Origin of the sequence: Asanoa sp. NPDC049475, from assembly GCF_040676915.1 — a bacterium.
Classification (GTDB): Bacteria; Actinomycetota; Actinomycetes; order Mycobacteriales; family Micromonosporaceae; genus Asanoa.
This window is the reverse complement of the sequence record NZ_JBFAPY010000004.1, coordinates 1-26,017: the sequence shown is the minus strand read 5'-3', so window position 1 is coordinate 26,017 and position 26,017 is coordinate 1. Positions and strand designations below refer to the sequence as shown.

At 70.9% G+C, this 26,017-nt stretch carries 24 protein-coding genes; 22 read left to right on the top strand and 2 right to left on the bottom strand.

Annotation, left to right across the window (positions count from 1 at the left end):
- The gene (locus tag AB0J88_RS15600; protein ID WP_364344421.1) at positions 1–690 is read right to left on the bottom strand and encodes a class I SAM-dependent methyltransferase; all 690 of its coding nucleotides are present in this window, start codon (positions 688–690) and stop codon (positions 1–3) included.
- A gap of 142 nt (positions 691–832) precedes the next feature.
- Between AB0J88_RS15600 and AB0J88_RS15595 the strand changes: the two genes are divergently transcribed.
- From AB0J88_RS15595 to AB0J88_RS15515, 17 genes are all read left to right on the top strand, one after another.
- Positions 833–2,047 (top strand): nucleotide sugar dehydrogenase, encoded by a 1,215-nt coding sequence (locus tag AB0J88_RS15595; protein WP_364344424.1) that lies wholly within the window; start codon positions 833–835, stop codon positions 2,045–2,047.
- Entirely contained in the window at positions 2,044–2,829 is a 786-nt protein-coding gene (locus AB0J88_RS15590) for a glycosyltransferase family 2 protein (RefSeq protein ID WP_364344427.1), read from the top strand. The genes AB0J88_RS15595 and AB0J88_RS15590 overlap by 4 nt, the downstream gene beginning before the upstream one ends.
- A 15-nt stretch (positions 2,830–2,844) precedes the next feature.
- Positions 2,845–3,870 carry an NAD-dependent epimerase/dehydratase family protein gene (locus AB0J88_RS15585; protein WP_364344430.1) on the top strand — a complete coding sequence of 342 codons (1,026 nt, stop codon included), beginning with the start codon at positions 2,845–2,847 and terminating at the stop codon, positions 3,868–3,870.
- Entirely contained in the window at positions 3,867–5,297 is a 1,431-nt protein-coding gene (locus tag AB0J88_RS15580; protein ID WP_364344433.1) for a hypothetical protein, read from the top strand. Before AB0J88_RS15585 ends, AB0J88_RS15580 begins: the two co-directional genes overlap by 4 nt.
- Before the next feature lie 141 nt (positions 5,298–5,438).
- Positions 5,439–8,162, top strand: a complete 2,724-nt coding sequence (locus tag AB0J88_RS15575) for a YfhO family protein (protein ID WP_364344436.1) — start codon at positions 5,439–5,441, stop codon at positions 8,160–8,162.
- An 83-nt stretch (positions 8,163–8,245) separates the two neighbouring features.
- Positions 8,246–9,247, top strand: coding sequence for an N-acetyl-gamma-glutamyl-phosphate reductase (gene argC / locus AB0J88_RS15570; protein WP_364344439.1), 1,002 nt, complete (start codon positions 8,246–8,248; stop codon positions 9,245–9,247).
- Positions 9,244–10,395 carry a bifunctional glutamate N-acetyltransferase/amino-acid acetyltransferase ArgJ gene (gene argJ / locus AB0J88_RS15565; RefSeq protein WP_364344442.1) on the top strand — a complete coding sequence of 384 codons (1,152 nt, stop codon included), beginning with the start codon at positions 9,244–9,246 and terminating at the stop codon, positions 10,393–10,395. The genes argC and argJ overlap by 4 nt, the downstream gene beginning before the upstream one ends.
- Entirely contained in the window at positions 10,392–11,288 is an 897-nt protein-coding gene (gene argB, locus AB0J88_RS15560; protein ID WP_364344445.1) for an acetylglutamate kinase, read from the top strand. The genes argJ and argB overlap by 4 nt, the downstream gene beginning before the upstream one ends.
- Positions 11,285–12,439, top strand: a complete 1,155-nt coding sequence (locus AB0J88_RS15555) for an acetylornithine transaminase (RefSeq protein WP_364344448.1) — start codon at positions 11,285–11,287, stop codon at positions 12,437–12,439. The genes argB and AB0J88_RS15555 overlap by 4 nt, the downstream gene beginning before the upstream one ends.
- On the top strand, positions 12,436–13,365 hold the full coding sequence (argF, locus tag AB0J88_RS15550; RefSeq protein ID WP_364344451.1) for an ornithine carbamoyltransferase: 930 nt from the start codon (positions 12,436–12,438) through the stop codon (positions 13,363–13,365). Before AB0J88_RS15555 ends, argF begins: the two co-directional genes overlap by 4 nt.
- Entirely contained in the window at positions 13,362–13,865 is a 504-nt protein-coding gene (locus tag AB0J88_RS15545) for an arginine repressor (protein ID WP_364344454.1), read from the top strand. The genes argF and AB0J88_RS15545 overlap by 4 nt, the downstream gene beginning before the upstream one ends.
- A complete protein-coding gene (locus AB0J88_RS15540; RefSeq protein WP_364344457.1) occupies positions 13,865–15,076 on the top strand; it encodes an argininosuccinate synthase in 1,212 nt (403 codons plus the stop codon). The genes AB0J88_RS15545 and AB0J88_RS15540 overlap by 1 nt, the downstream gene beginning before the upstream one ends.
- A 17-nt stretch (positions 15,077–15,093) precedes the next feature.
- A complete protein-coding gene (gene argH, locus AB0J88_RS15535) occupies positions 15,094–16,527 on the top strand; it encodes an argininosuccinate lyase (protein ID WP_364344460.1) in 1,434 nt (477 codons plus the stop codon).
- Positions 16,528–16,591: 64 nt separating this feature from the next.
- On the top strand, positions 16,592–16,918 hold the full coding sequence (locus AB0J88_RS15530) for a hypothetical protein (protein WP_364344463.1): 327 nt from the start codon (positions 16,592–16,594) through the stop codon (positions 16,916–16,918).
- Between the two features lie 109 nt (positions 16,919–17,027).
- Positions 17,028–17,570 (top strand): hypothetical protein, encoded by a 543-nt coding sequence (locus AB0J88_RS15525; protein ID WP_364344466.1) that lies wholly within the window; start codon positions 17,028–17,030, stop codon positions 17,568–17,570.
- Positions 17,571–17,582: 12 nt separating this feature from the next.
- A complete protein-coding gene (locus tag AB0J88_RS15520; RefSeq protein WP_364344469.1) occupies positions 17,583–18,191 on the top strand; it encodes a DNA-3-methyladenine glycosylase in 609 nt (202 codons plus the stop codon).
- Positions 18,192–18,315: 124 nt separating this feature from the next.
- Complete coding sequence (locus tag AB0J88_RS15515; RefSeq protein ID WP_364344472.1) at positions 18,316–19,941, top strand: family 10 glycosylhydrolase; 1,626 nt, start codon at positions 18,316–18,318, stop codon at positions 19,939–19,941.
- A 24-nt stretch (positions 19,942–19,965) separates the two neighbouring features.
- Here the strand turns inward: AB0J88_RS15515 and AB0J88_RS15510 are convergent, their stop codons facing one another.
- Entirely contained in the window at positions 19,966–20,562 is a 597-nt protein-coding gene (locus tag AB0J88_RS15510; RefSeq protein ID WP_364344475.1) for a TetR/AcrR family transcriptional regulator, read from the bottom strand.
- 89 nt (positions 20,563–20,651) lie between these two features.
- Between AB0J88_RS15510 and AB0J88_RS15505 the strand changes: the two genes are divergently transcribed.
- The 5 genes from AB0J88_RS15505 (at position 20,652) to tyrS (ending at position 25,508) form a co-directional block, all read left to right on the top strand.
- Positions 20,652–22,088: an MFS transporter gene (locus tag AB0J88_RS15505; protein ID WP_364344478.1), complete on the top strand. Its 1,437-nt coding sequence runs from the start codon at positions 20,652–20,654 to the stop codon at positions 22,086–22,088.
- Between the two features lie 10 nt (positions 22,089–22,098).
- On the top strand, positions 22,099–22,458 hold the full coding sequence (locus AB0J88_RS15500; protein ID WP_364344480.1) for a PadR family transcriptional regulator: 360 nt from the start codon (positions 22,099–22,101) through the stop codon (positions 22,456–22,458).
- Positions 22,451–23,140, top strand: a complete 690-nt coding sequence (locus AB0J88_RS15495) for a hypothetical protein (protein WP_364344483.1) — start codon at positions 22,451–22,453, stop codon at positions 23,138–23,140. Before AB0J88_RS15500 ends, AB0J88_RS15495 begins: the two co-directional genes overlap by 8 nt.
- A 427-nt stretch (positions 23,141–23,567) precedes the next feature.
- Complete coding sequence (locus AB0J88_RS15490; protein WP_364344486.1) at positions 23,568–24,206, top strand: FKBP-type peptidyl-prolyl cis-trans isomerase; 639 nt, start codon at positions 23,568–23,570, stop codon at positions 24,204–24,206.
- A gap of 42 nt (positions 24,207–24,248) precedes the next feature.
- Positions 24,249–25,508 carry a tyrosine--tRNA ligase gene (gene tyrS / locus AB0J88_RS15485; RefSeq protein WP_364344489.1) on the top strand — a complete coding sequence of 420 codons (1,260 nt, stop codon included), beginning with the start codon at positions 24,249–24,251 and terminating at the stop codon, positions 25,506–25,508.
- Positions 25,509–26,017 lie beyond the last annotated feature (509 nt).

Genomic DNA, 26,017 nt, shown 5'->3' with positions numbered 1-26,017 from the left:
TCAGCCGGCTGGCTTCTCGGCAACCACGAACATCTGCTTGCCGAGAAGCCGCCACGCGGGGCGCAGGCGCAGGTAGGCACGGACCATCGCGGGACGGACCTTCACCGGCGAGTCCTTGACCGTGTACGGCAGGAACCGCGGGATCACCTCGCGCGGCTGGTAGCCGGCGAGCTGGAGGCCCTCGACCAGGCTGTGGTGCGTCAGCGGCAGATGGTGGTCGAAGTAGTCCCAGTAGCGCTGGCCGACGAACCGCAGGTTCGGCATCAGCACCAGCAGCCGACCACCCGGACGGAGGACGCGGCGGCACTCGGCGAGCGTGCTCAGCAGCGCCCGCTTGTCCGGCATGTGCTCGAAGAAGTTGGACGTGAACACCACGTCGACGCTGCCGTCGCCGATCGCCGCCATGTCGTCACTCGGCGCGATGACCACCTCGGCGTCCGTGAACTTCGGTGTGTCCGGGTTGAGGTCAACAGCGATCTTGCGTTTCGCCCTGATGGCGTTGGTGAACTCGCAGGTCCCGGCGGCCAGGTCGAGCACTGTCTCCTCTGGACCCACGTAGCGGTCGAAGAAGCCGCGGCAGAGCGCCTCCCACAGGATTCGCTTGCCTTCGAGCTCGGCGGGATCGAAGCGGTTGTCGTAGAGCTGGGCCAGCTCGTCGCCCGAGAAGTCACGCTCATGCGTAGGCGCCACCCGAGAGACCTTAGAGGCACGACGCGTACGCGTGAAGCTGGGGTCGAAGGCGCGAAGCGGGGTTGGCCCGGTCCTCACGTTCGGCTAGCCTGCGATGGTTGTCGACGCGTGTCGGCGTCCACTGCGATCAGCGGGAGACGAAGTGGCCTCTGCGGATGCGTCGGCGACCGCCTTCGACGTCGATGTGTGCATCGTCGGTGGGTGCGGCCGGGTCGGCCTGCCCCTCGGCATCGCGCTGGCGTCGCGTGGTCTCGCTGTCGTCCTCTACGACATCAACGCCGACGCCGTGGACGTGGTCAACTCCGGCACCCTCCCGTTCGCGGAGGAGGACGCCGCCGACGTGCTGGCCGACGTCGTCGCGGCCGGCCGGCTGCGGGCCACCACCGACCCGGCCAGCGTCGGCTCGGCCGAGAACCTCGTCGTGGTCGTCGGCACCCCGGTCGACGAGCACCTCAACCCCGATCTGGGCGCGGTGCCGCGGGCGCTGGACCGGTGCGCCGAATACCTGCGGGACGGCCAGCTCGTGGTGCTGCGCAGCACCGTCTACCCGGGTGTCACCGCGCTGACCGAGAAGCTGCTCGCCGGCAAGGGCGTGGCGGTCGACGTCGCCTTCTGTCCCGAGCGGATCGCCGAGGGCAAGGCGATGACCGAGCTCTTCGAGCTGCCGCAGATCGTCTCCGCCCGCACACCCGTCGCGCTGGCCCGGGCCGAGGCGCTGTTCCGCAAGCTGACGACGCGGATCGTGCAGCTGGAGCCCGAAGAGGCCGAGCTCGCCAAGCTGTTCACCAACACCTGGCGCTACATCAAGTTCGCGACGGCCAACCAGTTCTGGATGATGGCCAACGACTTCAACCTCGACTTCGCGCGGATCCGGCACGCGATCGCCTTCGACTATCCGCGCGCCGCGGACATCCCGATGCCGGGCTTCGCGGCCGGGCCGTGCCTGTTCAAGGACACGATGCAGCTCGCGGCGTTCAACCGGAACAACTTCGTGCTGGGCCACTCCGCGATGCTGATCAACGAAGGGCTGCCGCTCTATCTGGTGTCGCGGTTGGAGGAGCGGTTCGACCTGTCCGAGCTGACCGTGGGCGTGCTGGGCATGGCGTTCAAGGGTGGCAGTGACGACCCGCGCGAGAGCCTGGCGTACAAGCTGCGCAAGATCTTGATGTTGAAGACGCGCGAGACGCTGTGCACCGACCCCTATGTCGCGGACGACCGGCTGACCCCGCTCGACGAGGTCCTCAAACGGTCGGACCTGCTGGTCATCGCCGCGCCGCACCTGGACTACGCCAACCTCGACACCGACAAACCGGTGATCGACATGTGGGGGCTGACCGGGCAGGGCGTGCGCGTATGACGCCCAGAGTGTCGGTCGTCATTCCCGTTTACAACGAGGGCGAGAACATCGTTCGTTGTCTCGACCGTATTCTGCGTGAGGTGTTGCTGCCCGCCGAGGTCCTGGTCGTGCACGACATGCCCGAGGACACGACGGTGCCGTACACCGAGGAGATCGCGCGCAAGGACCCGCGGGTCCGCGCCGTGCTCAACACCTACGGCCGCGGGCCGGCCAACGCGATCCGGTTCGGGATCGACGCCGCGCGGGCACCGGTGGCCGTGGTGACGATGGCCGACGGCTGCGACGACCCGCGGCAGATCGACGAGCTGGCCCGGCTGGTCGACCGCGGGGTGGTGGTCGCGGCCGCGTCCCGCTACATGCCCGGCGGTCAGCAGGTCGGCGGGCCGCGGTTCAAGCGGATGCTGTCGAAGTGGGCCGGGCGCAGCCTGCACGTGCTCGCCCGCGCGGGCACCCGCGACGCCACCAACAGCTTCAAGGCGTACGACACGGCGTTCGTGCGTGAGGTGGGCATCGAGTCGCGGACCGGATTCGAGATCGGGCTGGAGCTCACCGCCAAGGCGACCCGGCTCCGGCGCCCTGTCGCCGAGATCCCGACCATCTGGCTCGACCGCCAACTCGGCGAGTCCCGGTTCGACGTGGGCCGTTTTCTGCCCGGTTACCTACGGTGGTATTTCTTCGCGTATGGTCGCCGGTTGACGTCCGAGCGGCTCACCGCCCGCCTGCTCACGCAGCGCACCGCCGCCGTCGCGGAGAAGACCGACGAGTTTCAGGATGCCCGGTAAAGGAGAGCGCTGGCAGTGGCAAAGGTTCTGGTAACCGGTTCGGCGGGCTTCATCGGCGGTTACGTGGTCGAGGAGCTGCTGGGTCGCGGGCACGAGGTCGTCGGTCTCGACAACTTCTCCAAGTACGGGCCGGTCTCGCACAGCTACGACGACCACCCGAGCTATCACTTCGTCGAGGGCGACGCGCGTGACGTCGACCTGATGACCAAACTGCTCTCCGACTGCGACCACCTGATCGCCGGCGCGGCGATGATCGGGGGCATCTCCTACTTCCACGCCTACGCGTACGACCTGCTCGCCACCAACGAGCGCATCATGGCCTCGTCCTGCGACGCGGCTATCGCGGCGCACCGCGACGGCAAGCTCAAGAAGGTCACCTACCTGTCGTCGTCGATGGTGTTCGAGTCGACGACGACCTGGCCGAGCAAGGAGGGCGACGAGCGCACGGTGCCGCCGCCGCTGTCCTCCTACGGCTTCCAGAAGCTGGCCGTGGAATATTACGCACGGGCCGCCTGGGACCAGTACAAGTTGCCGTACACGATCGTGCGGCCGTTCAACTGCGTCGGCGTCGGCGAGGGCCGCGCGTTGGGCGAGGCCGAGGTGCTGTCGGGCAACGTCAAGCTGGCGATGTCACACGTCGTGCCCGATCTCGTGCAGAAGATCGTCAAGGGCCAGGACCCGCTGCACATCCTCGGCTCGGGCGACCAGGTCCGGCACTACACCTACGGTGGCGACCTGGCGCGGGGCATCGTCGTGGCGATGGAGCACGAGGCCGCGACCAACGACGACTTCAACCTCTCGACCGCGGAGTCCACCACGGTGCTCGACCTGGCGACCGTGATCTGGCACAAGATAAAGGGCCCCGACGTTCCGTTCCGCTTCGTGTCGGACGATCCTTTCGAGTACGACGTGCAGAAGCGCGTGCCCGACGTGGCGAAGGCGCGCGACGTGCTCGGTTTCGAGGCCACCACGAGCCTCGACACCATGCTCGAGGAGGTCATTCCGTGGGTCACCCAAGCGGTGCGTGACGGCCGGCTGTGACCATCCGGCACGACCGGGTCGAGTCCGACGACCAGGCGGCGCCCACCGCGCCGCCGGTCGTCGACCCACCGCAGGACCCGCCGACGAAGCCGCCCGCGGGTTCGGCGGCCAGGCTGCGCGATGCCCTCTTTCCCGTGGTCGCGGAGCAGTCCCGTCGGCGGCGGCTCGCGGTCTGGGTCGTGGTGCTCGTCGCTGCCGCCGTCTACCTCGCGTTCCGCACGCCGGGTGTGGGCGCGTTCGACACGGTGTGGGCCGAGGACGGCGCCGACTTTCTCGACGACGCCGCCAAGATGGGGACGCTCGAGGCGGTCACCCGGCCGGTCAACGGCTATTACCTGCTCTACCCGCGCCTGCTGGCCGAGATCACGACGCTGTTCCCGGTCTCCTGGTGGGCCGTGGTCAACACCGTGTTCGCGATCGCGACGACCTGTGCCATGGCCGCCGTCGTCTACCAGGCCAGTGCCGGCCATTTCCGCCGGCCGCTGGTCCGGCTCGCGGTGGCCGCACCCGTCGTGCTCCAGTGGGTCGCCAACGGAGAGGCCGTCAACAACGTCGCCACCGTGCAGTTCGCGGCGCTCTACACCGGGTTCTGGCTGCTGGTGTACGTGGCCCAGGGGCGGGTCGGCAGGATCGGCGGGCCGGTCGTCGTGGCCATGGTGTCGCTGACCACGATCCTCGCACTGGCGCTCGTGCCGCTCGCCCTGCTTCGGCTGGCGCTGCGCCGCGACCGCGACAGCCTGTGGCTGACCGTCGCCACGGGCGGCGGCGTGCTCGTGCAGGTGCTGGGCGCGGAGTCGGGCGCCGCGACACGCGACGGCATCGGTGAGACCACGCCCGACCCGGGGTGGGTGGTCGAGAGCTTCCGCAAGATCGCCGTGCCCGCCACCTTCCTCGGTGAGTCGGCGATGAAGACCATCGCTGATCATCCGAAGCTGTGGGTCGTCGCGTGGCTGGTGCTCGTCGCCGCCGTGCTGGTCTCCTTCTGGCGCGCGTTGCGTCCGGCCCGGCTGTTCGCGGCGCTCGCCTTCGCGTACGCGCTCGGGGTGTTCGCGATGGAGATCGTCGCGATGGGCCGGGTGCCCGGACGCTATCTCGTGGTGCCGAGCTTCCTGTTGGTGACTGTGGTTGTCGCACTGCTGCGGCCACAGGACGCGGCCCCGCCCGACGACCCGCCGACCGGCGGTCGACGCGGGCTGGCCTCGTACGTGCCGCTGGTCGTGCTCCTGGGGCTGATCGGCCACCTGTCCGTCGCCAACTACCGGGTGGACCACCAGAGCCGCACCGGTCTGCCGAGTTGGACGGCCCAGGTCGACGAGCGGGCCCACGAGTGTCAGGACGATCCGGCCCTGCGCAGTGTGGTCGTGCGGTCCGGGCCGGAACGAACGCCGTACAGCAGGGTCAACGTTCCGTGCGAGCGGCTACGGTGACCTCGAGCTGATCCGACGAAACGCATATACGGGGCCTAATTCGCGATGCGACCTGTCACGCTTACCGACGCTGAGAGCGACTCCGGCAGCCGTGGTGCGCCACCCGGGACGCGAGCCGAACGACTCGTCGACCGCGTCGCGATGTTGGCCGTCGTGGTGTTCGCGGTGGTCGGCATCGGCACTCCGCTGCTCGGCCTGGCCACGTTCGCCAACACCGACCTGCTGGCGGACAACAGCCCGTACATCAGCGCGGCGGAACCGGGTCCGGTCAAGAACGACATCGCCAACGACGTGGTCGCCTCGGTGCTGCCCAGCACGTCGCTGTTCGCCTCGGAGCTCAAGGACGGCCGCATCGCGGCGTGGAACCCGTACGTCGCCGGCGGCGGCACCCTCGGGTCCACACCCAACTTCGCGCTGCTCTCCCCGTTGACGCTGCCGACCTACGTGTTGCCGGCCCCGGTGGCACCGGCGTTCGTCAAGCTGCTGGAGATCCTGGTGGCGGCCGGCGGCACGTATCTCTTCCTGCGCCGGCTGCGGCTGGGCAGGGCCGCGGCGTGGCTCGGCGGCCTTGCCTTCAGCAGCAGCGCCTTCATGATCGTCTGGACCAACTGGCCGCAGACCCGGGTCGCCGCGTTCATCCCGGCGGTCTTCTGGGCCACCGAGCGGCTGGTCACGGAGCGCCGGGTGCGCGACGGCGCGCTGCTGGCGGCGGCCCTGGCGGCCATGCTCTTCGGCGGCTTCCCCGCCGTCACCGGCTACACGGTGCTGACCGCCGGCGGTTACCTGCTGGCGCGCGCACTCAGCCGGGGCCGCGCACTGGCGCCGGTGCTCGGCGCCGCGGGCGCGCTGGTGGGCGCGGTGATGATCACCGCCATCCAGCTTCTGCCGTTCGCGGACGCGATGCGGCACGCGAAGCTGAGCGGCCGCGGCCAGACCGGAGCCGACCACCTCGATCCGACCGCGCTGATCACCTCGTGGGCGCCGTGGTCGCTTGGCCGGGTCAACGACTTCGTGCTGGAGCCCAACGCGGTCGAGTCGCTGTCGTACATCGGTGCCGCCGGCCTCGTGCTGTTCCTCGTCGCGGTGGCGTTGCCCGCGCCGGCTCGCGCGTTCCTGCCCCGCGCCGTGTGGACCTACCTGGTGGCGGCCACCGCTGGTTGGCTCCTCCTGATCTACGTGGGCGGGCTGCCCTTGGCGGCCCTCCAGAAACTGCCGGTGCTGTTCGCCGACAACTTCGTCGGACGGTCCCGAGCGGTGCTGGGCTTCCTCGTCGCCGCGCTGGTCGCGGTCGGGTTCGAGATCGTGCTGCGGAAGGCCAAGGCGACCCTGGGCGCCACCGACCCGGACGGGGTTGTCGCGGCGGGCGGCGGGCGGCGGGCCTGGACCGTCGGTGTGGGAGTGCTCGGGCTCGTCTTCGTCGCTCTGACCCTGTTCGGCGGCTGGCGGGCCGTCTCCGGCCCGGACAGCGGGCTCAGCACGCTGGGATTCGTCGTGCGCTGCGCCGCCGGGTTGGCCATCATCGGTGTGACCGGCCTGGCGCTTTGGGTCCTGTGGCGACTCGGCTCCCGGGCCGCGGAGGGTCGCCGCCGTGCGCTGATCGTCGCCGCCGCGGCTGTCGTGCCGCTGCTGCTGCTCGGCCAGGCGCTGACGACGGTCAACGCCTACTGGCCGAGGCCGGACAAGGACACCTGGTATCCGCAGACCGACGTGCACCGCTTCCTGGCCGCCAACCTGGGCCATGAGCGCTTCGCGGCCGCTGACCGCGGCATGTACCCGGGCGCCGACAGCGAGGCCAAGCTGCGCTCGCTCACCGGGGAGGCGTTCTTCGAGAGCCGGTTCGCCGAGACCGTGCAGGGTCTGCCGGGTGAGCTGTTCGGCAGCACTCTGCTGCGCCTGCCAGCCACCCCGGAGATGGTGCGGAGCCCCGTGCTCGACCGGCTGTCCGTGCGGTACTTCGTGACCACGCCGTGGGAGAAGATCTTCGGCACCGAGCGGGTCGACGCCGGCGACGGTTCCACGGTCACGCTCGAGCCGGGCCGGCCGGTCTCCGTGCCCCTGGCCGTGCAGGGACCGATTCGTGGCGTGGGGATCACCTGGCCGGACAAGCTTCCCGAACGGAGCCGCGTCGACGTCAGCATCCGCGACGGGCGGGGCACGGAGCTCGCGAAGAACAGCCGGGTTCTGCTGGATTCCGATCCGGAGGCGGACACGCCGAGCTACATCGCGTTGGCGGGCGACGGCATCGCGGCCGGTACGCCGCTGACCGCCGTCTTCACGGTCGCGACGGCCGCCCCGGTGACTCTCGCCGCGAGCGGTGGCCGGCCCGCGGTGTCGACCGTCGTGCCCGGGGACGACGGGCTCGAGCTGGCCTACGCCGGCAACTCGACGGTCTGGGAGCGGACGACCGCGCTGCCCCGGATCCGGTGGGCCAGCGAGGTCTACGTCGGTCCCGACCTCGCGTCCCGGATGTCCGCGTTGACCGGCACCACGTTGCGGCGGGACCACGTGGTGCTGGACGGTCCGCCCGCGGTCGCGCCGGACGGGAAGCCCGCCTCCGTCACCGTGACGGAGGACGGCACCGACGACATCGAGGCCCGGGTCGACGCGCGGGGCGCGGGCTACCTGGTCGTCGCCGATGCGCTGCAGAGCGGTTGGGGTGTCACTGTCGACGGCGCACCCGCCACTCTGGTCCCGGCCGACAACGGCCTGGTCGCGGTGGCGGTGCCGGCCGGCACCCACACGGTGCGCCTGGGCTACCGGGTGCCGATGCACAACGTGGGCGCCTGGATCTCCGGTGCCGCGCTGATCGTGCTTCTGGGCATCTGGGTGGGGGTGTTGCTGCGGCGCCGTCGCTCGTCCGCGTGATTGGCCATACACCCGACTGCATGATCTTGCGTTCGGTGAACGCCTGCTGCTAGCGTTTACCGCATAGACATGCGGAGGTACACATGGGCATCCGGGTCGCGGTGGCCGGAGCGAGCGGATACGCGGGCGGTGAGCTCGTCCGCCTGATCGCCGGGCACCCGGAGCTCGACCTCGTCGCCGCCACCGCGCACAGCCAGGCCGGCTCCGCGCTGTCGGCCGTCCACCCGCAGCTCGCGGGCCTCGATCTGACCCTGTCGGCGACTGACCCGGCCGAGTTGGCCGACGCGGACCTGGTGTTTCTCGCTCTCCCGCACGGGCAGTCGGCGGCCCTGGCGGCCCAGCTGCCCGAGTCGGTCAAGGTCGTCGACCTCGGCGCCGACCACCGGCTGACCGACGCGGCGGCCTGGGAGAGCTACTACGGTGGCCCGCACGCGGGCGCCTGGACCTACGGGCTTCCCGAGCTGCCCGGTCAGCGGGCCGCGATCGCCGCCGCGAGCCGGGTCGCCAACACCGGCTGCTACGCAGCGACGATCACGCTGGCGCTCGCGCCGCTGGTCGCCGCCGGCGCGGTCGAGGCCGACGACGTGGTCGTGGTGGCCGCCTCCGGCACCAGCGGCGCCGGTCGGGCCGCCAAGCCGCACCTGCTGGCCACCGAGGTGATGGGCGACCTGTCGACCTACAAGACCGGCGCGCACCAGCACGTTCCCGAGATCAAGCAGGCCACCGGGGCGCGGTCGCTGTCGTTCACGCCGCTGCTCGCTCCCATGCCGCGCGGCATCCTGGCCACCGTCACCGCCCGGCCGACCGGCACCGCCGACGCCGCCGAGGTGCTGGCCGACGCGTACGCCGGGGAGCCCTTCGTCCGGGTGTTGCCCGCCGGGGTGTTCCCGCGCACCGCGGCCACCCTCGGCTCCAACGCCTGTCACCTGCAGGCCACCGTCGATCGCGACTCGGGCCGGGTGATCGTCGTCAGCGCGCTCGACAACCTCGGCAAGGGCGCCGCCGGCCAGGCCGTGCAGTGCGCCAACCTCATGCTCGGCCTGCCGGAGACCACCGGCCTGTCCGCCCTTGGAGTCATGCCGTGACCGTTTCGACCCCTCGCGGTTTTCGCGCGTCCGGTGTCGCCGCCGGGCTCAAGGCCAGCGGCAACGACGATGTCGCCCTGGTCGTCAACGACGGTCCCTCGGCAGCCGTGGCCGGGGTGTTCACCACCAACCGCGTCAAGGCCGCGCCCGTGCTCTGGTCGCAGCAGGTCGTGCGCGGGGGAGTGGTGCGCGCGGTCGTGCTCAACTCCGGCGGTGCCAACGCCTGCACTGGCACGCTCGGCTTCCAGGACACCCACGCCACCGCCGAGCACGTCGCGGCGGCCCTGGAGATCGGGGCGGGCGAGGTCGCGGTCTGCTCCACGGGGCTGATCGGCGAGCGGCTGCCGATGGACAAGCTGCTGCCGGGCGTGACCGCGGCCCTTGGCGCGCTGGCGGCCGACGGCGGCGACGCGGCGGCGCGGGCCATCATGACCACCGACACCAAGCCGAAGTCCACTGTGGTCTCCGGCGGTGGGTGGACCGTCGGTGGGATGGCCAAGGGCTCCGGCATGCTGGCACCCGGGCTGGCCACCATGCTCTGCGTGCTGACCACCGACGCCGTCGCCGACGCCCGGACGCTCGACGTGGCGCTGCGCGCGGCCACCCGGCTCACCTTCGACCGGGTCGACTCCGACGGCGCGATGTCCACCAACGACACCGTGCTGCTGCTGGCCAGCGGGGCGTCGGGGGTGTCCCCCTCGACGCACGAGCTGACCGAGGCCGTCACCGCGGCCTGCCGCGACCTGTGCGAGCAGCTCGTCGACGACGCCGAGGGCGCGACCAAGAAGGTGGCGATCGAGGTGACCAGCGCCGCGTCCGAGGACGACGCGGTCGAGGTCGGGCGGTCGATCGCCCGCAACAACCTGGTCAAGACCGCGCTGTTCGGCAACGACCCCAACTGGGGCCGGATCCTGGCGGCGGTCGGCACGACGTCCGCCGCCTTCGCGCCGGAGGAGCTCGACGTCGCGGTCAACGGGGTCTGGGTCTGCCGCTCGGGCGCGGCGGCCGAGGACCGCTCCAAAGTGGACCTCACCGGGCGCGACGTGACCGTTCGCGTGGCGTTGCACGCCGGCGAGGCGTCGGCGACGATCTGGACCAACGACCTGTCGCACGGCTACGTGCACGAGAACTCGGCGTACTCGACATGACGGCTTCGCTCTCCCGCGACCTCAGTGACGCGCAGGTCAAGGCGGCCACGCTGATCGAGGCGCTGCCGTGGCTGGCCAGGTTCCACGGCGCGACCGTCGTGGTCAAGTACGGCGGCAACGCGATGGTCGACCCCGAGCTCCAGCGGGCGTTCGCGGCCGACATGGTGTTCCTCCGCTACGCCGGCCTCAAGCCGGTCGTCGTGCACGGCGGCGGGCCCCAGATCTCCGCGATGCTGGCCAGGCTCGGCATCGTCACCGAGTTCCGCGGCGGCCTGCGGGTCACCACGCCCGAGGCGATGGACGTCGTGCGGATGGTGCTGGTCGGGCAGGTCGGGCGCGAGCTCGTCGGGCTGATCAACGAGCACGGCCCGTACGCGGTCGGGCTCTCCGGCGAGGACGCCCGGCTGTTCACCGCCGTGCGTCGTCCGGCCTTCGTCGACGGCGAGGCGGTCGACGTGGGCCAGGTCGGCGACGTGGCCACGGTCGACACCTCCGCGGTCGACGACCTGATCGCCGCCGGCCGGATCCCGGTCATCTCCACCGTCGCGCCGGACGCCGACGGCGTGCTGCACAACCTCAACGCCGACACCGCGGCGTCCGCCTTGGCCATCGCGCTCGAAGCGCGCAAGCTGGTCGTGCTCACCGACGTGCCCGGCCTCTACGCCGACTGGCCCGACACCGCCAGCCTGGTCTCCCAGATCACCGCCACCGACCTCGAAGCCCTGCTTCCGACGCTCGCCGCGGGCATGGTGCCGAAGATGGAGGCGTGCCTGCGCGCGGTGCGCGGCGGGGTGCCCGCCGCGCACGTGGTCGACGGTCGGGTCGCCCACTCCACGTTGCTCGAAGTGTTCACGTCGGAGGGTTTCGGAACCATGGTGGTGGACGCGTCATGACTCTGGTCGACCGCTGGCAGCGGTCCATGATGGACAACTACGGGACCCCTCCGCTGGCACTCGTGCGCGGCAACGGCGCGGTGCTCACCGACGAGGCCGGAAAGTCCTATGTCGACATGCTCGGCGGGATCGCGGTCAACGCCCTCGGGCACGCGCACCCCGCGGTCGTCGAGGCGGTCAGCCGGCAGATCGGCACGCTCGGCCACGTCTCCAACCTCTACGTCGCCGAGCCGCCGGTCGCGCTGGCCGAGCTGCTGCTGGCGCTGGCCGGACGGCCAGGCCGGGTGTTCTTCAGCAACTCGGGCGCGGAGGCCAACGAGGCGGCGTTCAAGCTGTCGCGGCTGACCGGCCGCGGCCACGTGGTGGCCACCGTCGGCGGCTTCCACGGCCGCACGATGGGCGCGCTGGCCCTGACCGGGCAACCCACCAAGGTCGACCCGTTCCGCCCGCTGCCCGGCGAGGTCACCCACGTGCCCTACGGCGACGTCGCCGCGCTGGCCGACGCCGTCACCGCCGAGACGGCGATGGTCATCCTGGAGCCGATCCAGGGCGAGAACGGCGTGGTCGTCCCGCCGCCCGGCTACCTGGCCGCGGCCCGGGAGATCACCACGAAGCACGGCGCGCTGCTGGTGCTCGACGAGGTGCAGACCGGCATCGGCCGCACCGGGCACTGGTTCGCGCACCAGGCCGACGGCGTCGAGCCCGACGTCATCACGCTGGCCAAGGGCCTCGGCGGCGGGCTGCCGATCGGCGCCTGCGTCGCGTTCGGCGCGGCCGGCGACCTGCTCGCGCCCGGCCTGCACGGCACCACGTTCGGGGGCAACCCGGTCAGCTGCGCGGCCGCCCTCGCGGTCATCGGCACGATCGCCAACGAGGGCCTGCTCGACTCGGTCAAGCGGGTCGGCGAGCGGCTGCGCCGCGGCATCGAGGCGCTCGACCACCCCTTGGTCGGCGAGGTGCGCGGCGCCGGCCTGCTGCTCGGCATCGTGCTGACCGACGCGGTGTCCGGCGATGTCGCCGGACGCCTGCGTGACGCCGGCTTCCTGGTCAACCCCGTCCAGCCCGGCGTGATCCGGCTGGCGCCACCCCTGATCCTGACCGCCGACCAGGCCGATGCCTTCGTCGCGGCCCTAGCCAAGGTGCTCCCATGAACCCCCGGCATTTCCTCCGTGACGACGACCTGTCCCCGGCCGAGCAGTCGGCCGTGCTCGACCTCGCCGCCGCGATGAAGGCCGACCGCTTCAAGTACCGGACCCTGGAGGGTCCGCGCTCGGTGGCCGTGCTGTTCGACAAGCAGAGCCTGCGTACGCGCGTGTCGTTCGCGGCCGGCATCGCGGAACTCGGCGGCAACCCGATCGTGGTCGACAGCGGCGGCACGCACGCCGGCCGGGGCGAGACCGCGGCGGACACCGGCCGGGTGCTGTCCCGCTACGTCTCCGCCATCGTGGTGCGGACGTTCGCCGACAGCCACCTCGCCGAGCTCGCGTCCGGTGCGACGGTGCCGGTGGTCAACGCGCTCACCGACGGCTTCCACCCCTGCCAGCTGCTCGCGGACCTGCTGACCGTGCGCGAGCGGTGCGGCGGCACGCAGGGCCGGGTGCTGGCCTACCTGGGCGACACGGCCAACAACATGTCCCACTCGTACCTGCTGGCCGGGGCCACCGCCGGCATGCACGTGCGGGTCGCCGGCCCGGACGCGCACACGCCGGACCCGGCCGTGCTCGAACGCGCCACCGAGATCGCCGCGAAGACCGGTGGCTCGGTGCGCACGATGACCGACCCGTACGTGGCCGTGCGTGGCGCCGACGTCGTGGCCACCGACACCTGGACCTCGATGGGCCAGGAGGAGGACGGCCACGACCGGACGACGCCGTTCCTGCCGTACCGGATCGACGCCGACCTGGTCGCCGAGGCCGCCACGCACGCCGTCGTGCTGCACTGCCTGCCGGCCCACCGGGGCGACGAGATCACCGACGAGGTGCTCGACGGCACCCAGAGCGCGGTGCTCGACCAGGCGGAGAACCGGCTCCACGCACAGAAGGCGCTGCTGGCGTACCTGATCGAGGAGTCGGCATGACTTCTCCGGTTACCCGCGCGGCGCGGCACGCCCGGATCGTCGACCTGATCCGCGCCAAGGCGATCCGGTCGCAGACCGAGCTCGCCGAGCTGCTCGCGGGCGACGGCCTCGTCGTCACCCAGGCCACGCTGTCCCGCGACCTCGAGGAGCTGCGCGCGGTCAAGGTGCGCGGAGCCGACGGGCCGGCCGTGTACGTGATCCCGGAGGACGGCGTGCGCCCGCTGCGGGACGCGGAGACCGCCTCGGCGAAGCTGATCCGGCTGCTCCGCGAGCTGCTCACGGGTGTCGACGCGAGCGGCAACATCGCCGTGCTGCGCACCCCGCCGGGCGCCGCGCAGTTCCTGGCCAGCGCGCTGGACCGCACCGGCCTGCCCGAAGTCGTCGGCACCATCGCCGGCGACGACACCATCCTCGTCGTGTCCCGCGATGCCATGGGCGGCGCGGCACTGGCCGACAAGCTTTCCGGCTGGGCCGGAGAACCACTCGAAGGGAGCAACTGATGACCGAGCGCGTCGTCCTCGCATATTCCGGAGGCCTCGACACCTCCGTCGCCATTCCGTACCTCGCCGAGAAGACCGGTGCCGAGGTCATCGCGGTCGCGGTCGACGTCGGCCAGGGCGGCGAGGACATGGCCGTCATCCGCCAGCGGGCGATCGACTGCGGTGCGGTCGAGTCCGAGGTGGTCGACGCCCGCGACGAGTTCGCGGCCGACTACTGCCTGCCGGCGATCCGCGCCAACGCGCTCTACATGGACCGCTACCCGCTGGTCTCGGCGCTGTCCCGGCCGCTGATCGTCAAGCACCTGGTCGCCGCGGCGCGCCAGCACGGCGGCACGATCGTGTCGCACGGGTGCACCGGCAAGGGCAACGACCAGGTGCGCTTCGAGGTCGGCCTGGGCGCGCTCGCGCCGGACCTCAAGGTGGTCGCGCCGGCCCGGGACTTCGCCTGGACCCGGGACAAGGCGATCGCGTACGCCGAGGAGAAGGGCCTGCCGATCGACGTGTCGGCGAAGTCCCCGTACTCCATCGACCAGAACCTGTGGGGCCGCGCCGTCGAGACGGGCTTCCTGGAGGACATCTGGAACGGCCCGATCGAGGACGTGTACTCGTACACGGCGAACCCGGCCGAGCCGCGCGACGCCGACGAGGTCGTGATCACCTTCGACGCCGGCGTGCCCGTAGCGATCGACGGCGAGACCGTGACCCCGTTCCAGGCCGTCGCCGAGCTCAACCGGCGTGCCGGTGCGCAGGGCATCGGCCGGCTCGACATGGTCGAGGACCGGCTGGTCGGCATCAAGAGCCGCGAGGTGTACGAGGCTCCGGGCGCGATCGCGTTGATCACCGCCCACCAGGAGCTGGAGGCCGTCACCGTCGAGCGCGACGTGGCCCGCTTCAAGAAGAGCGTCGACCAGCGCTGGGCGGAGCTCGCGTACGACGGCCTGTGGTTCTCGCCGCTCATGGGCTCGCTGAACGCGTTCATCGAGGACACCCAGAAGCACGTCAGCGGCGAGATCCGGCTGACCCTGCACGGCGGTCGCGCGGTCGTCACCGGCCGGCGCTCGGAGTCCTCGCTCTACGACTTCGGCCTGGCCACCTACGACACCGGCGACACCTTCGACCAGTCGCTGGCCAAGGGCTTCGTCCAGCTGTGGGGCCTGCCGTCGCGCATGGCGGCGGCCCGGGACGCCCGGTTGGGTGGCCCGTCGGCGTGACCGACAGAATGGTGTCCGTGACCGATCAGTCTGTTTCGCGCACGAGCCTGTGGGGCGGCCGGTTCGCCGGCGGCCCCGCCGAGGCCCTGGCCCGCCTGTCGGTGAGCGTCCAGTTCGACTGGCGCCTCGCCCCCTACGACCTGGCGGGGTCGCGGGCGCACGCCCGGGTGCTCGCCCACGCGGGTCTGCTCGACGCGGAGGAGCTGGGCCAGATGCTGGCCGCGCTAGACGACCTGGAGGCGGCCTGCGCCTCCGGGTCGTTCCGGCCGACGGTCGAGGACGAGGACGTGCACACCGCGCTGGAGCGCGGCCTGCTGGAGCGCCTCGGCACGCTCGGTGGCAAGCTGCGCGCCGGCCGGTCCCGCAACGACCAGGTCGCGACGGACCTGCGGCTCTATCTGCGCGACCACGCGCGCGGAGTGGCCGCCCGGCTCGTCGAGCTGGCCGACGCCCTGGTCTCACAGGCGGCGCAGCACGTCGAGACCCCGGCGCCGGGCATGACGCACGTGCAGCACGCGCAGCCGGTGACCTTCGGGCACTGGCTGCTGGCGCACGTGCAGCCGCTGCTGCGCGACCTCGACCGGCTGCGCGACTGGGACAAGCGCACGGCGATCTCGCCGCTGGGCTCCGGCGCGCTGGCCGGCTCGTCGCTGCCGCTGGACCCGGTGGTGGTGGCCAAGGAGCTCGGCTTCACCACGTCGGCGGCCAACTCGATGGATGCCGTGGCCGATCGCGACTTCGCCGCGGAGTTCCTGTTCATCACCGCGCTGGCCGGGGTGCACCTGTCTAGGCTCGGCGAGGAGGTCGTGATGTGGACCTCGCAGGAGTTCGGCTGGGTCGAGCTCGACGACGCGTTCGCCACCGGCTCGTCGATCATGCCGCAGAAGAAGAACGCGGACATCGCCGAGCTGGCCCGGGGCAAGTCGGGCCGGCTGGTCGGCGGTCTGGTCGCGGTGCTGACGATGCTCAAGGGCCTGCCGCTGACGTACGACCGGGACATGCAGGAGGACAAGGAGCCGGTCTTCGACGCGGTCGACACGCTGGAGCTGCTGCTGCCGGCGCTGGCGGGAATGATCGCGACGATGACGGTCCGCACGGACCGCCTCGCCGCCGCTGCCCCGGTCGGCTTCACGCTGGCCACCGAGGTGGCCGACTGGCTGGTCCGCAAGCACGTGCCGTTCCGTGACGCGCACGAGATCACGGGCAAGCTGGTGTCGCTGTGCGAGGCGCGGGACTGCGCGCTGGACGAGCTCTCCGACGCGGACCTGCAAGGCGTCAGCCCGCTGCTGACGCCGGAGGTGCGGCAGGTGCTGACGGTCGAGTCGGCGCTGGCCTCGCGCACGACTCCGGGCTCGACCGGCCCAGGCCCGGTCGCGGACCAGCTGGCGTCGGTGCAGGACAAGCTGGAGGGCTGGCGAGAGTGGACGGCGCAGCGCGTCGTCCCGCGCTGACCACGGTGTCGCCGTTCGGGTGACCTTGTGGCCGGCCACCACCGGCGTTGCCACAATGTCGGACATGACCGACTTCGAGGGACGCACGCGGTCGCTTCCGCGTCCCTCGAAGCGCGTCCTCCGATTGATCCTGGTCGTGTTGCTCAGCTGCGCCGCGGTTCTCGTCGCGGTCGCGGCGGGCCACGCCGAGTCGCAGGACCCGTCGGAGATCCCCGGGGTCGCCGTCGTCGGTTGTCCGTCGGTGTCGCCGGACGAACAACAGCCGCACGACATAGCCGGCTACCTCGACCGGGCCGTCGCCGCGGAGCGTCGAACGCTGGCGCCCACCGACGACCGCGTCGACCGACTTACCGGCCTGCCCGCTGACCCCTCCTCCGGTTGCGGGCGCTGACCGACTACGAGTGGGCCTCGACCGACGCCGCCGCCAACTACTGGCACGCCCGCTGCCTCGCGATCGGCCGCTGACGATTGGCGCGACCACGACGGGTCGCGATCCGCTGATGACCGCCCCACCCAGGTCGCCCGCCCCGGAACCGTCGTCGGCCCTCCGCCAGGCCGCCGAGACCCTCGCGGCGGCCCTGGCGCCGATGGCCGCGGTGACCGGGCTGCTCTACTACTTCGGGTGGGTGCGCACCGGTGCCCTGTTCGGCCAGTTCGGCGTCGACCAGCGGCTGCTGGGCTACTCGGCGCAGGACTACGTGCTGCGCAGCGCCGGCGTGGCGTTCCGGCCGGCGGCGGTCCTCGCACTGACCGCGGCGGGAGTCGTCGCCGGTGTGCGCAGCCTCGCTCGGCTGCGGGCACGCGACCCCGACCGCGCGTCCTCGGTCAGCCAGATCCTCGGCGTGGTCGTCGGCCTCTTGATCCTTTTCGGCGTCGCCGTCGTTTTCACCGACGCGTCGTACCGCATCGCCCTTGTCGGTGCCTGGTGTCTGCTGGCGGGAGCGCTGGAAGCGCGCCGATCACACTTCCGCGATCGTCCTGCGCGACGAAGCCGGCCTGCGCGTGGAGCTCGTCGCGCCCGGTCGGTGACGAGGGCGCTGTGATCTGATCGGCTGGTGAAAGATCTGCGAGACGTGCTGACCAGGGGTGGCGAACAGGCCGCGCGCGACCTGCTCGGCTGTCACCTGACCGCGGGTGGGGTCACGGTCCGGCTGACCGAGGTCGAGGCGTACGCGGGCACCGGGGAGGACCCCGCCTCGCACGCCCACCGGGGTCGCACCAACCGCAACGCCGTGATGTTCGGGCCGGCCGGGTTCTCCTACGTCTACTTCACCTACGGCATGCACTGGTGCATGAACGTCGTCACCGGGCCGCCCGGGCTGGCCTCGGCCGTGCTGCTGCGGGCCGGCGAGGTGGTCTCGGGCCTCGACGCCGCCCGGGCCAGGCGCACCGCGGTCCGGCGTGACGTCGACCTGGCCCGCGGCCCCGCCCGGCTCTGCTCGGCCCTCGGCATCGACCGCTCGGCGTACGGGCTCGACCTGTTCGACCCGGCCAGTCCGGTGCGGCTGTCCTGGGGCACCGCGTGCGTGCCGCGCGCCGCGATCGTGGCCGGCCCGCGGGTCGGTGTCACCGGCGCGCACGACCTCGAGTGGCGGTTCTGGATCGCCGACGACCCGACGGTCAGCACCTACCGGCGTCACGTGCCACGCAAACGCGGCGAATGACTCGCTGACACCACCTATCCTGGACGGACATCCACGAAGGTCTTGCTTTCGATCCGTCTGGGCCTGAAGATTTCCTTCAGTGCGACAGACCTGATGACGGAAATCTTCACGGAGGTACGCGCGCATGGTGGCTCGCAGACTCGGCGCGGCGTTGGGCGCCGCGACGTTGACCCTTTCCTTGCTGGCCGTCGTCGCGCCCACGCCGGCGTCCGCGGCCCTGACCACGGGCTCCGCGACGTGTGTCACCAACCCGGCCGCGCCGAAGCGGCAGTTCCGCGCGATGTGGATCTCGTCGGTGGTCAACATCGACTGGCCGACCAAGGCGTCGCAGACCGCGCCCGACCGGATCGCCGCGCAGAAGGCCGAATACCTCGGCTGGCTCGACCTGGCCCAGCGGCTCAACCACAACGCGGTCATCGTTCAGGTCCGCCCGACCGCCGACGCGTTCTGGCCCTCGCCGCACGAGCCCTGGTCGGAGTTCCTCACCGGCGTGCGCGGCCAGGACCCGGGCTGGGACCCGCTCGCCTTCGTGATCGACGAGGCGCACAAGCGCAACCTCGAGTTCCACGCCTGGATGAACCCGTACCGCGTGTCGATGCCCGACGGCGCCGGCGTCGACATCAACAAGCTCGCGCCCAACCACCCGGTGCGGCAGCACCCCGACTGGGTGGTGCCCTACCCGATCAACGCGGCCGGCGCCCGGCTCTACTACAACCCCGGCATCCCCGAGGTACGGGCGTTCGTGCAGACCGCGATGCTCGACGCGGTCGCCCGCTACGACGTCGACGGCGTGCACTTCGACGACTACTTCTACCCGTACCCCGCGGCCAACCAGGACTTCGCCGACGACGCGACGTTCGCCGCGTACAACCGGGGCTTCACCAACAAGGCGGACTGGCGGCGCGACAACATCAACCTGCTGGTCCGCGAGTTCGGCACGGCCGTCAAGGCGGTCAAGCCGTGGGTGAAGTTCGGCATCAGCCCGTTCGGCATCTGGCGCAACAAGTCGGCCGACCCGCTGGGCTCCGACACGGCCGGCTCGCAGTCGTACGACATCATCTCCGCCGACACCCGCAAGTGGGTCAAGGAGGAGTGGATCGACTACATCGTGCCGCAGATCTACTGGAGCATCGGTTTCACGGTCGCCGACTACGCCAAGCTGATCCCGTGGTGGTCCGATGTGGTCAGTGGGACCAAGGTCCACCTCTACATCGGCGAGGCCGACTACAAGATCGCCGCCAACGCCGACACCAACTGGAACGATCCCCGCGAGATGACCGACCACCTGGCGTTCGCGAAGGACTACAACGTCTCCGGCCACGTGCACTTCAGCGCGGTGCAGGTGCGGGCCAACAAGCTCGGCGCGACCGACATCTACGCCGCCGAGCACTACTCCCGCCCGGCGCTCGTGCCGACGATGAGCCACCTGCCGGCCCAGCCGCTGCTGTTCCCGGTCGTCACGTCGGCCCGCCGAGACAGCGCGGGGGCGGTCACCCTGCAATGGCGGCAGCCGGCCAACGGGGTCGGGCCGTTCGGCGAGGCCACCGGGTACGCGGTCTACCGGTTCAACGGGATCCGCGTGCCGACCGGATGCGACCGGGCCGACGCCGACCACCTGCTCGGCACGGTGCGCGGTTCCCAGTCCTTCGTGGACAGCACTGCGCAGCCGGGGCAGCGTTACACGTACGTCGTGACCGCGCTCGACCGGCTGTGGAACGAGAGCCCCGGGGTCCCGATGCCCGTGCTCTGACCTCGCGCGACGAAGGGACCCTGGTCAACGCTCCGCGCGTTGAGCGGGGTCCTTTCCGTGTGCGTGGTGGTCCGGATGGCCGAAGCTGCTGATCATCTCGGTCATCCAGGGAGTCTGCTCCACCGGGTCGGGGCCGATGACCCGCATCGAGGCGAGCACGGTCAGCAGCATGCCCTTGGAGATGAAGTCGACCGCCTCTTCGGCCGAGGCGCCGGTCAGGTCGCGCACCAGGGTGAAGATGTCGCCGTAGCAGGTGCGGGCCGTGCGGCCGATCTCCTCGTCGGCGTTGGCCGCGGCGAAGCCGTGCAGCAGCACCGGCAGCAGGTAGCGCTGGGCCAGCAGCCGGTCGAACCCGTCCGCCAGGTCGGCGAGCTGCGCGTTCTCGACCGGTGCGGCGTCCCGGAAGACCTGCTGGATCCGGTCGCTCACGTGGGTGATCACCGTGATGAACAGGGCGTGCTTCGAGCCGAAGAGCCGGATGACGTACGGCTGGGAGACCCCCGCCAGCCGGGCCACGTCGTCGGTGGTGGTGCCGGCGTAGCCGCCCTTGGCGAACGCGGTGATCGCCGCGTCGATCAGCTGCTCGCTGCGCTCGGCGGCCGTGAGCCGGGTGCGTGTCACTGGTGCGCTCCTCACTTCTCCTGTTGACAGGTTATCAGTCGATAACTACTTTCGAAGTTATCAGTCGATAACAACAAGGGGGGACCACCATGACCACTACCGCCACACCCGTGGCCGCCGGGCCGGGAGCAGCCCGGCCGAGGTCCCGGTCGCTGGCCTGGGTCCTGGTCGCGGTCGGCGTGCCGATGTTCATGGTCACGCTGGACAACCTGGTCGTGACCACGGCGCTGCCGGTGATCAAGACCGAGATCGGGGCATCGCTGAGCGATCTGTCCTGGTTCGTCAACGCGTACACGCTGCCGTTCGCGGCCCTGCTGCTCACCGCCGCGGCGATCGGCGACCGGGTGGGCCGGCGCCGGCTCTTCGTTCTCGGCATTGCCCTGTTCACGTTCGCGTCGGCGGCGTGCGCGCTGGCGACCGAGCCCTGGATGCTCACCACCGCCCGCGCGGTGCAGGGCGTCGGCGGCGCCATGGTGATGCCGCTGTCGCTGACCCTGCTGGCGGCGGCCGTACCCGAGAAGATGCGCAACGCCGCGATCGGCATCTGGGGCGGGATCAGCGGCCTTGGCGTCGCCGTCGGCCCGGTGGTCGGCGGCGCGGTCGCCGAGGGCCTGCACTGGACCTGGATCTTCTGGCTCAACGTGCCGATCGGCGTGCTGGCCGTCGTGGTGGTGTGGCTCGTGCTGACCGAGTCGCGGGGGAGCGCCAAGCGACTGGACCCGCTCGGCCTGGTGCTGGTCTCGCTCGGCATGTTCGGCCTGATCTGGGGCGTGGTGCACGGCTCGGACGACGGCTGGACCTCACTGTCGGTGCTCGGCACGCTGGTCGGCGGCTTCCTGTTGCTGGTCGCCTTCGTGGCCTGGGAGCGCCGCGCTCCGGAGCCGATGCTGCCGCCCCGCCTGTTCCGCTCGCGCGGCTTCTCGGTCGTCAACGTGGTGGCGTTCCTGTTCTCCGTCGGCGCCTTCGGCTCCGTGTTCCTGCTCGCCCAGTTCTTCCAGGTGGTCCAGGGTCTCGGCCCGTTCGGCTCGGGGGTGCGCACGCTGCCGTGGACCGCGGCCCCGATGGTGGCGGCCCCTCTTGCGGGTCTGCTGGTCGGCCGGGTCGGCAGCCGGGTGCTGATCGTGCTCGGCCAGGTGCTGCTCGGTGCCGGCCTGCTCTGGATCGCGCTGTCGTCGACGGTCGACGTCGGCTACGGATCGCTGGTGCCGGCCTTCGTGCTCGCCGGCCTCGGCATGGGCCTGACCTTCGCCCCGCTGAGCACGGTGGCGCTGGGCAGCGTCGAGGCGGGTTCGGAGGGGATGGCCTCCGGAACACTCAACATGGTGCGGGAGTTCGGCGTCGCGGTCGGCGTCGCGGCACTGGCCTCGGTCTTCGCGAGCCAGGGCAGCTACACCAGCGGCACGTCCTATGTGGATGGCCTGGTCCCCGCGGTGCTGGTCGGTGCCGCGGTGGTTGGCGCGGCGGCGCTCGCCGGCCTGCTGCTCCCGGGTCGCCGGTATTTGACGACACCTAATAGCCCTCACTAATATGTCTCGCATGACACCTGTCGAGGGCGGCGAACGGCAAACGCAACTGCTGCGCGGCGCCCTCGACATGTGCATGCTGGCGCTCCTGGCCAAGGAGCCCGCGCACGGCTACGAGCTCGTCCGCCGCCTCGACGAGGCGGGCCTGGACGCGGGCGGCTACGGCACGGTCTATCCGCTGCTGACCCGCATGCGCCGGCTCGGCCTGGTCGAAGACGAGGTGCAGGAGAGCCCGAGCGGTCCGCGCCGCAAGGTCTACAAGGTCACCCCGGCCGGCCACAACCGGCTGGTCGCCTGGCGGCAGCAGTGGCAGAGCTTCGTCACCACCGTCAACTCGACCCTCGCAGACACACCTGGAGGCGGCCTTGAATGAGTCCCAGCAGTGGACGATCGACCAGACGGTCCGCTCCGCCGAGCGCGAGTGGCGGCGCCTGCACGTCCGCGGCGCCGACGCGGCCCGACTGAGCCGCGACCTGCGCGACGACCTGACCGCGGCGGCGTCCGAGGGCGTCGCCGCGTCCGAGCTGGTCGGCACGGACGTGCGCGGCTTCGCGGCCCGGCTGGCCGACGAGGCCGGCGTCGACCGGGTGCCCTACGAGTTCGACCGCCTGCTGCTCACGGCGCTGGTGGGCGCGCTGCCCGGGCTGGCGTTCGCCTACGGGCTCCTCTATGGCTACATCCCGGTCCCGATGCGGCCGCCGTCGGACCAGCCGGACCTGGGCGCGGTGGTCGCGACGTACGCCGTCCTGACCGCGCTGGTCCTCGCGTCGTCCCTGCTGACGGTCTGGTTCCGGCTGCGCCACCTACCGGCGATGCCCCAGACTGTTCTGGCGATGGCCTTGCTTTTGCCCCTGGCCGGCGCGATCGCGACGCCACTGACGATGGCCTTCGCGTCGACGGTCAACTACAGCAACGCCCTCCCGGTGCTGGCCATCGAATGTGGCCTGTTCGGCGCCATCCTGGCGGTTTCCATCGTCCTGGCCCGCCGCTGGGCGCTGCGGGCCTGGGGTTCGCCGGCCGAATCCCGACCACAACTGCCTGCCACCCAATCCTGACCGCGGCTCGGGGTCGCGCCTGGCCGGAAGATCCGGCAGATCGAGGGCGCGCCATCGATCATGTGCGGCTCGGAACTCCGACCGCACTCGGCGCCCGCGAGGGGCGACCTCGCCGTCGACGACCGCGATTCGCGCGGTTCGGAGGCCCCGCGGACCCGGCAGCGCAGCGAAGCGGAGCGGTCTCCGCGGGAGCAACGGTCCGGACCACCGCGGACCCGGGACAGCGATGCGGTGATTCTTGGGATCGTGCCAGCAGCGATCCGGACCATCGTGAGCCCCGGGACGGGCTTTCGAAGTGACTGTTGGGACAGGTTGGATTCTCATTCGGACTTGGCCGGTTTTGGCCGTACCGGTGCGCAGTCGGCGCCGGTACCGTGTGTGGAGCGGTCCGGGCCGGCCGGACACCAGCTGTGAGGATTACATCACCGTGAGCAACCGGATTGCCGAGACGAAGAACGAGCGGCGGGCTGCTGCCAAGGCCGCGCGGCTGGCCGCCGAGGCGCGTGCGGCGAAGGCCAAGAAGCGCCGCCAGCAGTTGGCGATCGCGCTCGCGGGTCTGGCTGTCGTCGCCATCGTCGTGGCGATCGTGTTGTTCGTCCGGGGCGGCGACGACGACAAGTCGACGGCGTCGCAGCCCAGCTCTGCTCCGACGGCGACCGCTCCGGCGCAGGCCGGCGGCGTTCCGGCCGACGTCGACCCGGCGCTCAAGACCAAGCCTGAGGTCAAAGCAGGCGAGGGCACCGTCACCACGCTCAAGGTGACGCCGATCATCGAGGGCAAGGGTCCCGCCGCGCAGAACGGGCAGACGGTGACCGTCAACTACGTGGGTGTCACCTACGCCGACGGCAAGGAGTTCGACGCCTCCTGGAACAGCGGACAGCCGTTCCCGGTGCAGCTCGGCTCCGGCAGCGTCATCCAGGGCTGGGACAAGGGCCTGCTCGGCGTCAAGCAGGGCAGCCGGGTGCAGCTCGACATCCCGGCGACGATGGCGTACGGGGAGAAGCCCCCGGCCGGCTACCCCGCAGGGGCGCTGCGGTTCGTCGTCGACGTGCTCTCCGTGCAGTAAACCGGGTGTGAGCACCGCGGACCGGTGCGAGAGAATCGCAGCGTGAGCGAATTCATCGACGACCTGCTGTGGCGAGGCCTGCTGCAGGACTCCACCGACCTCGACGACCTGCGCAAGCATCTGGACTCGGGGCAGGTGACGTTCTATGTCGGTTTCGACCCGACGGCGCCGAGCCTGCATCTCGGTCACCTGATGCAGGTGCTCACCGCGCGCCGGTTGCAGCTCGCCGGGCACCGTCCGCTGCTGCTCGTGGGCGGTGCCACCGGGCAGATCGGTGACCCCCGCGAGAGCAGCGAGCGCACCTTGAACCCGCCCGAGGTGATCGCCGGGTGGGTCGACAAGATCCGGGAGCAGGTGCGGCCGTTCGTCACCTACGAGGGTGACAACGCGGCGACGCTGGTCAACAACCTCGACTGGACAGGGCCGATGTCGGCCATCAGCTTCCTGCGCGACGTGGGCAAGCACTTCCCGGTCAACCGGATGCTGGCCCGCGAGGTGGTCAAGGCGCGTCTGGAGACGGGCATCAGCTTCACCGAGTTCGCCTACCAGCTGCTCCAGTCGCACGACTTCTACGAGCTCCACCTGCGGCACGGGTGCACGCTGCAGTTCGGCGGCTCCGACCAGTGGGGCAACATCACCGCGGGGGTCGACTACATCCGGCGGCGGGGTGGTGGGTCGGTGCACGCCTTCGTGACGCCGCTGATCACCAAGGCCGACGGCACCAAGTTCGGCAAGAGCGAGGGTGGGTCGGTCTGGCTCGACGGTTCGATGACCAGCCCGTACGCCTTCTACCAGTTCTGGCTCAACACCGACGACCGGGACGTCACGTCCTACCTGCGCTACTTCAGCTTCCGCCCGCACGCCGAGATCGAGGAGCTCGAACGGGCGACCGCCGAGCGGCCGGGAGCGCGCGAGGCACAACGGGCGTTGGCGGCGGAGCTGACCACGTTGGTGCACGGTGAGGCGGAGACCGCCCAGGTGCTCGCGGCGAGTCAGGCACTGTTCGGGCGAGGGTCGCTGGCCGATCTCGCGCCGGGCACGTTGCGGTCCGCGCTTTCCGAGGCGGGTCTGCACGAGGTACGGGGAGAGCTGCCGACCGTGGCCGCGCTGTTCCGGGACGCCGGTCTGGTGTCCAGCCTCAACGAGGCACGGCGGGCGATCACGGAGGGCGGTGCCTACGTGAACAACGAGCGAGTGTCCGATGTGGAGGCCACGGTGCCCGCCGACGCCTTGCTGCACGGGCGTTTCCTCGTCCTGCGGCGTGGAAAGCGCACGTTCGCCGGCGTCGAACAGGTCTCCTGAACCGCTCTTGTGATCATGTGACGCGGGACGCAGCCCCCCGATTTGACGATCATCTCGGGGGCTGCGTATCTTTCTTTCTGCACGGCGGGAGCAACACGGAACGATCCGGACAACGGGTCGATTTGGTGAGGCGAAACCGACGGGGTAAGCTTTGCGAGTCGGTAGGGCACCGGGCGCGGGGCGGCGAAAGCCGCAGCGGACGGCCTACCAAATCCCTTGAAGCGAGAGTTCGGCAGGTTGACTGCTGCGCGCCCGCAGACGGGGGACCCGCCCAAGGCATGACAAACCGGGAAACACCGGGTTGACAACGCCGAAAGGACCGGGTAACGTAGTAAAAGTGCCCAGCGCGGAAGCGCCGGACACGGGAGCTAAACAAAGCCCTAGGATACGGGCTCGGAAACGAGCCAGTTTCTTGGTGTGTGTTTGTTCTTTGAGAACTCAACAGGGTGTTTGATAAGCCAGTGCCAATTGTGATTGATTTTGGCATCCGTTAATGGATTGTCAGGTCG

Coding starts and splice junctions, on each gene's coding strand:
- AB0J88_RS15555 (WP_364344448.1), top strand. CDS start 11,285: ATGACTCTGGTCGACCGCTGGCAGCGGTCCATGATGGACAACTACGGG.
- AB0J88_RS15515 (WP_364344472.1), top strand. CDS start 18,316: ATGGTGGCTCGCAGACTCGGCGCGGCGTTGGGCGCCGCGACGTTGACC.
- AB0J88_RS15530 (WP_364344463.1), top strand. CDS start 16,592: ATGACCGACTTCGAGGGACGCACGCGGTCGCTTCCGCGTCCCTCGAAG.
- argF (WP_364344451.1), top strand. CDS start 12,436: ATGAACCCCCGGCATTTCCTCCGTGACGACGACCTGTCCCCGGCCGAG.
- AB0J88_RS15525 (WP_364344466.1), top strand. CDS start 17,028: ATGACCGCCCCACCCAGGTCGCCCGCCCCGGAACCGTCGTCGGCCCTC.
- argB (WP_364344445.1), top strand. CDS start 10,392: ATGACGGCTTCGCTCTCCCGCGACCTCAGTGACGCGCAGGTCAAGGCG.
- AB0J88_RS15590 (WP_364344427.1), top strand. CDS start 2,044: ATGACGCCCAGAGTGTCGGTCGTCATTCCCGTTTACAACGAGGGCGAG.
- AB0J88_RS15505 (WP_364344478.1), top strand. CDS start 20,652: ATGACCACTACCGCCACACCCGTGGCCGCCGGGCCGGGAGCAGCCCGG.
- AB0J88_RS15545 (WP_364344454.1), top strand. CDS start 13,362: ATGACTTCTCCGGTTACCCGCGCGGCGCGGCACGCCCGGATCGTCGAC.
- argC (WP_364344439.1), top strand. CDS start 8,246: ATGGGCATCCGGGTCGCGGTGGCCGGAGCGAGCGGATACGCGGGCGGT.
- AB0J88_RS15575 (WP_364344436.1), top strand. CDS start 5,439: ATGTTGGCCGTCGTGGTGTTCGCGGTGGTCGGCATCGGCACTCCGCTG.
- AB0J88_RS15540 (WP_364344457.1), top strand. CDS start 13,865: ATGACCGAGCGCGTCGTCCTCGCATATTCCGGAGGCCTCGACACCTCC.
- AB0J88_RS15500 (WP_364344480.1), top strand. CDS start 22,099: ATGACACCTGTCGAGGGCGGCGAACGGCAAACGCAACTGCTGCGCGGC.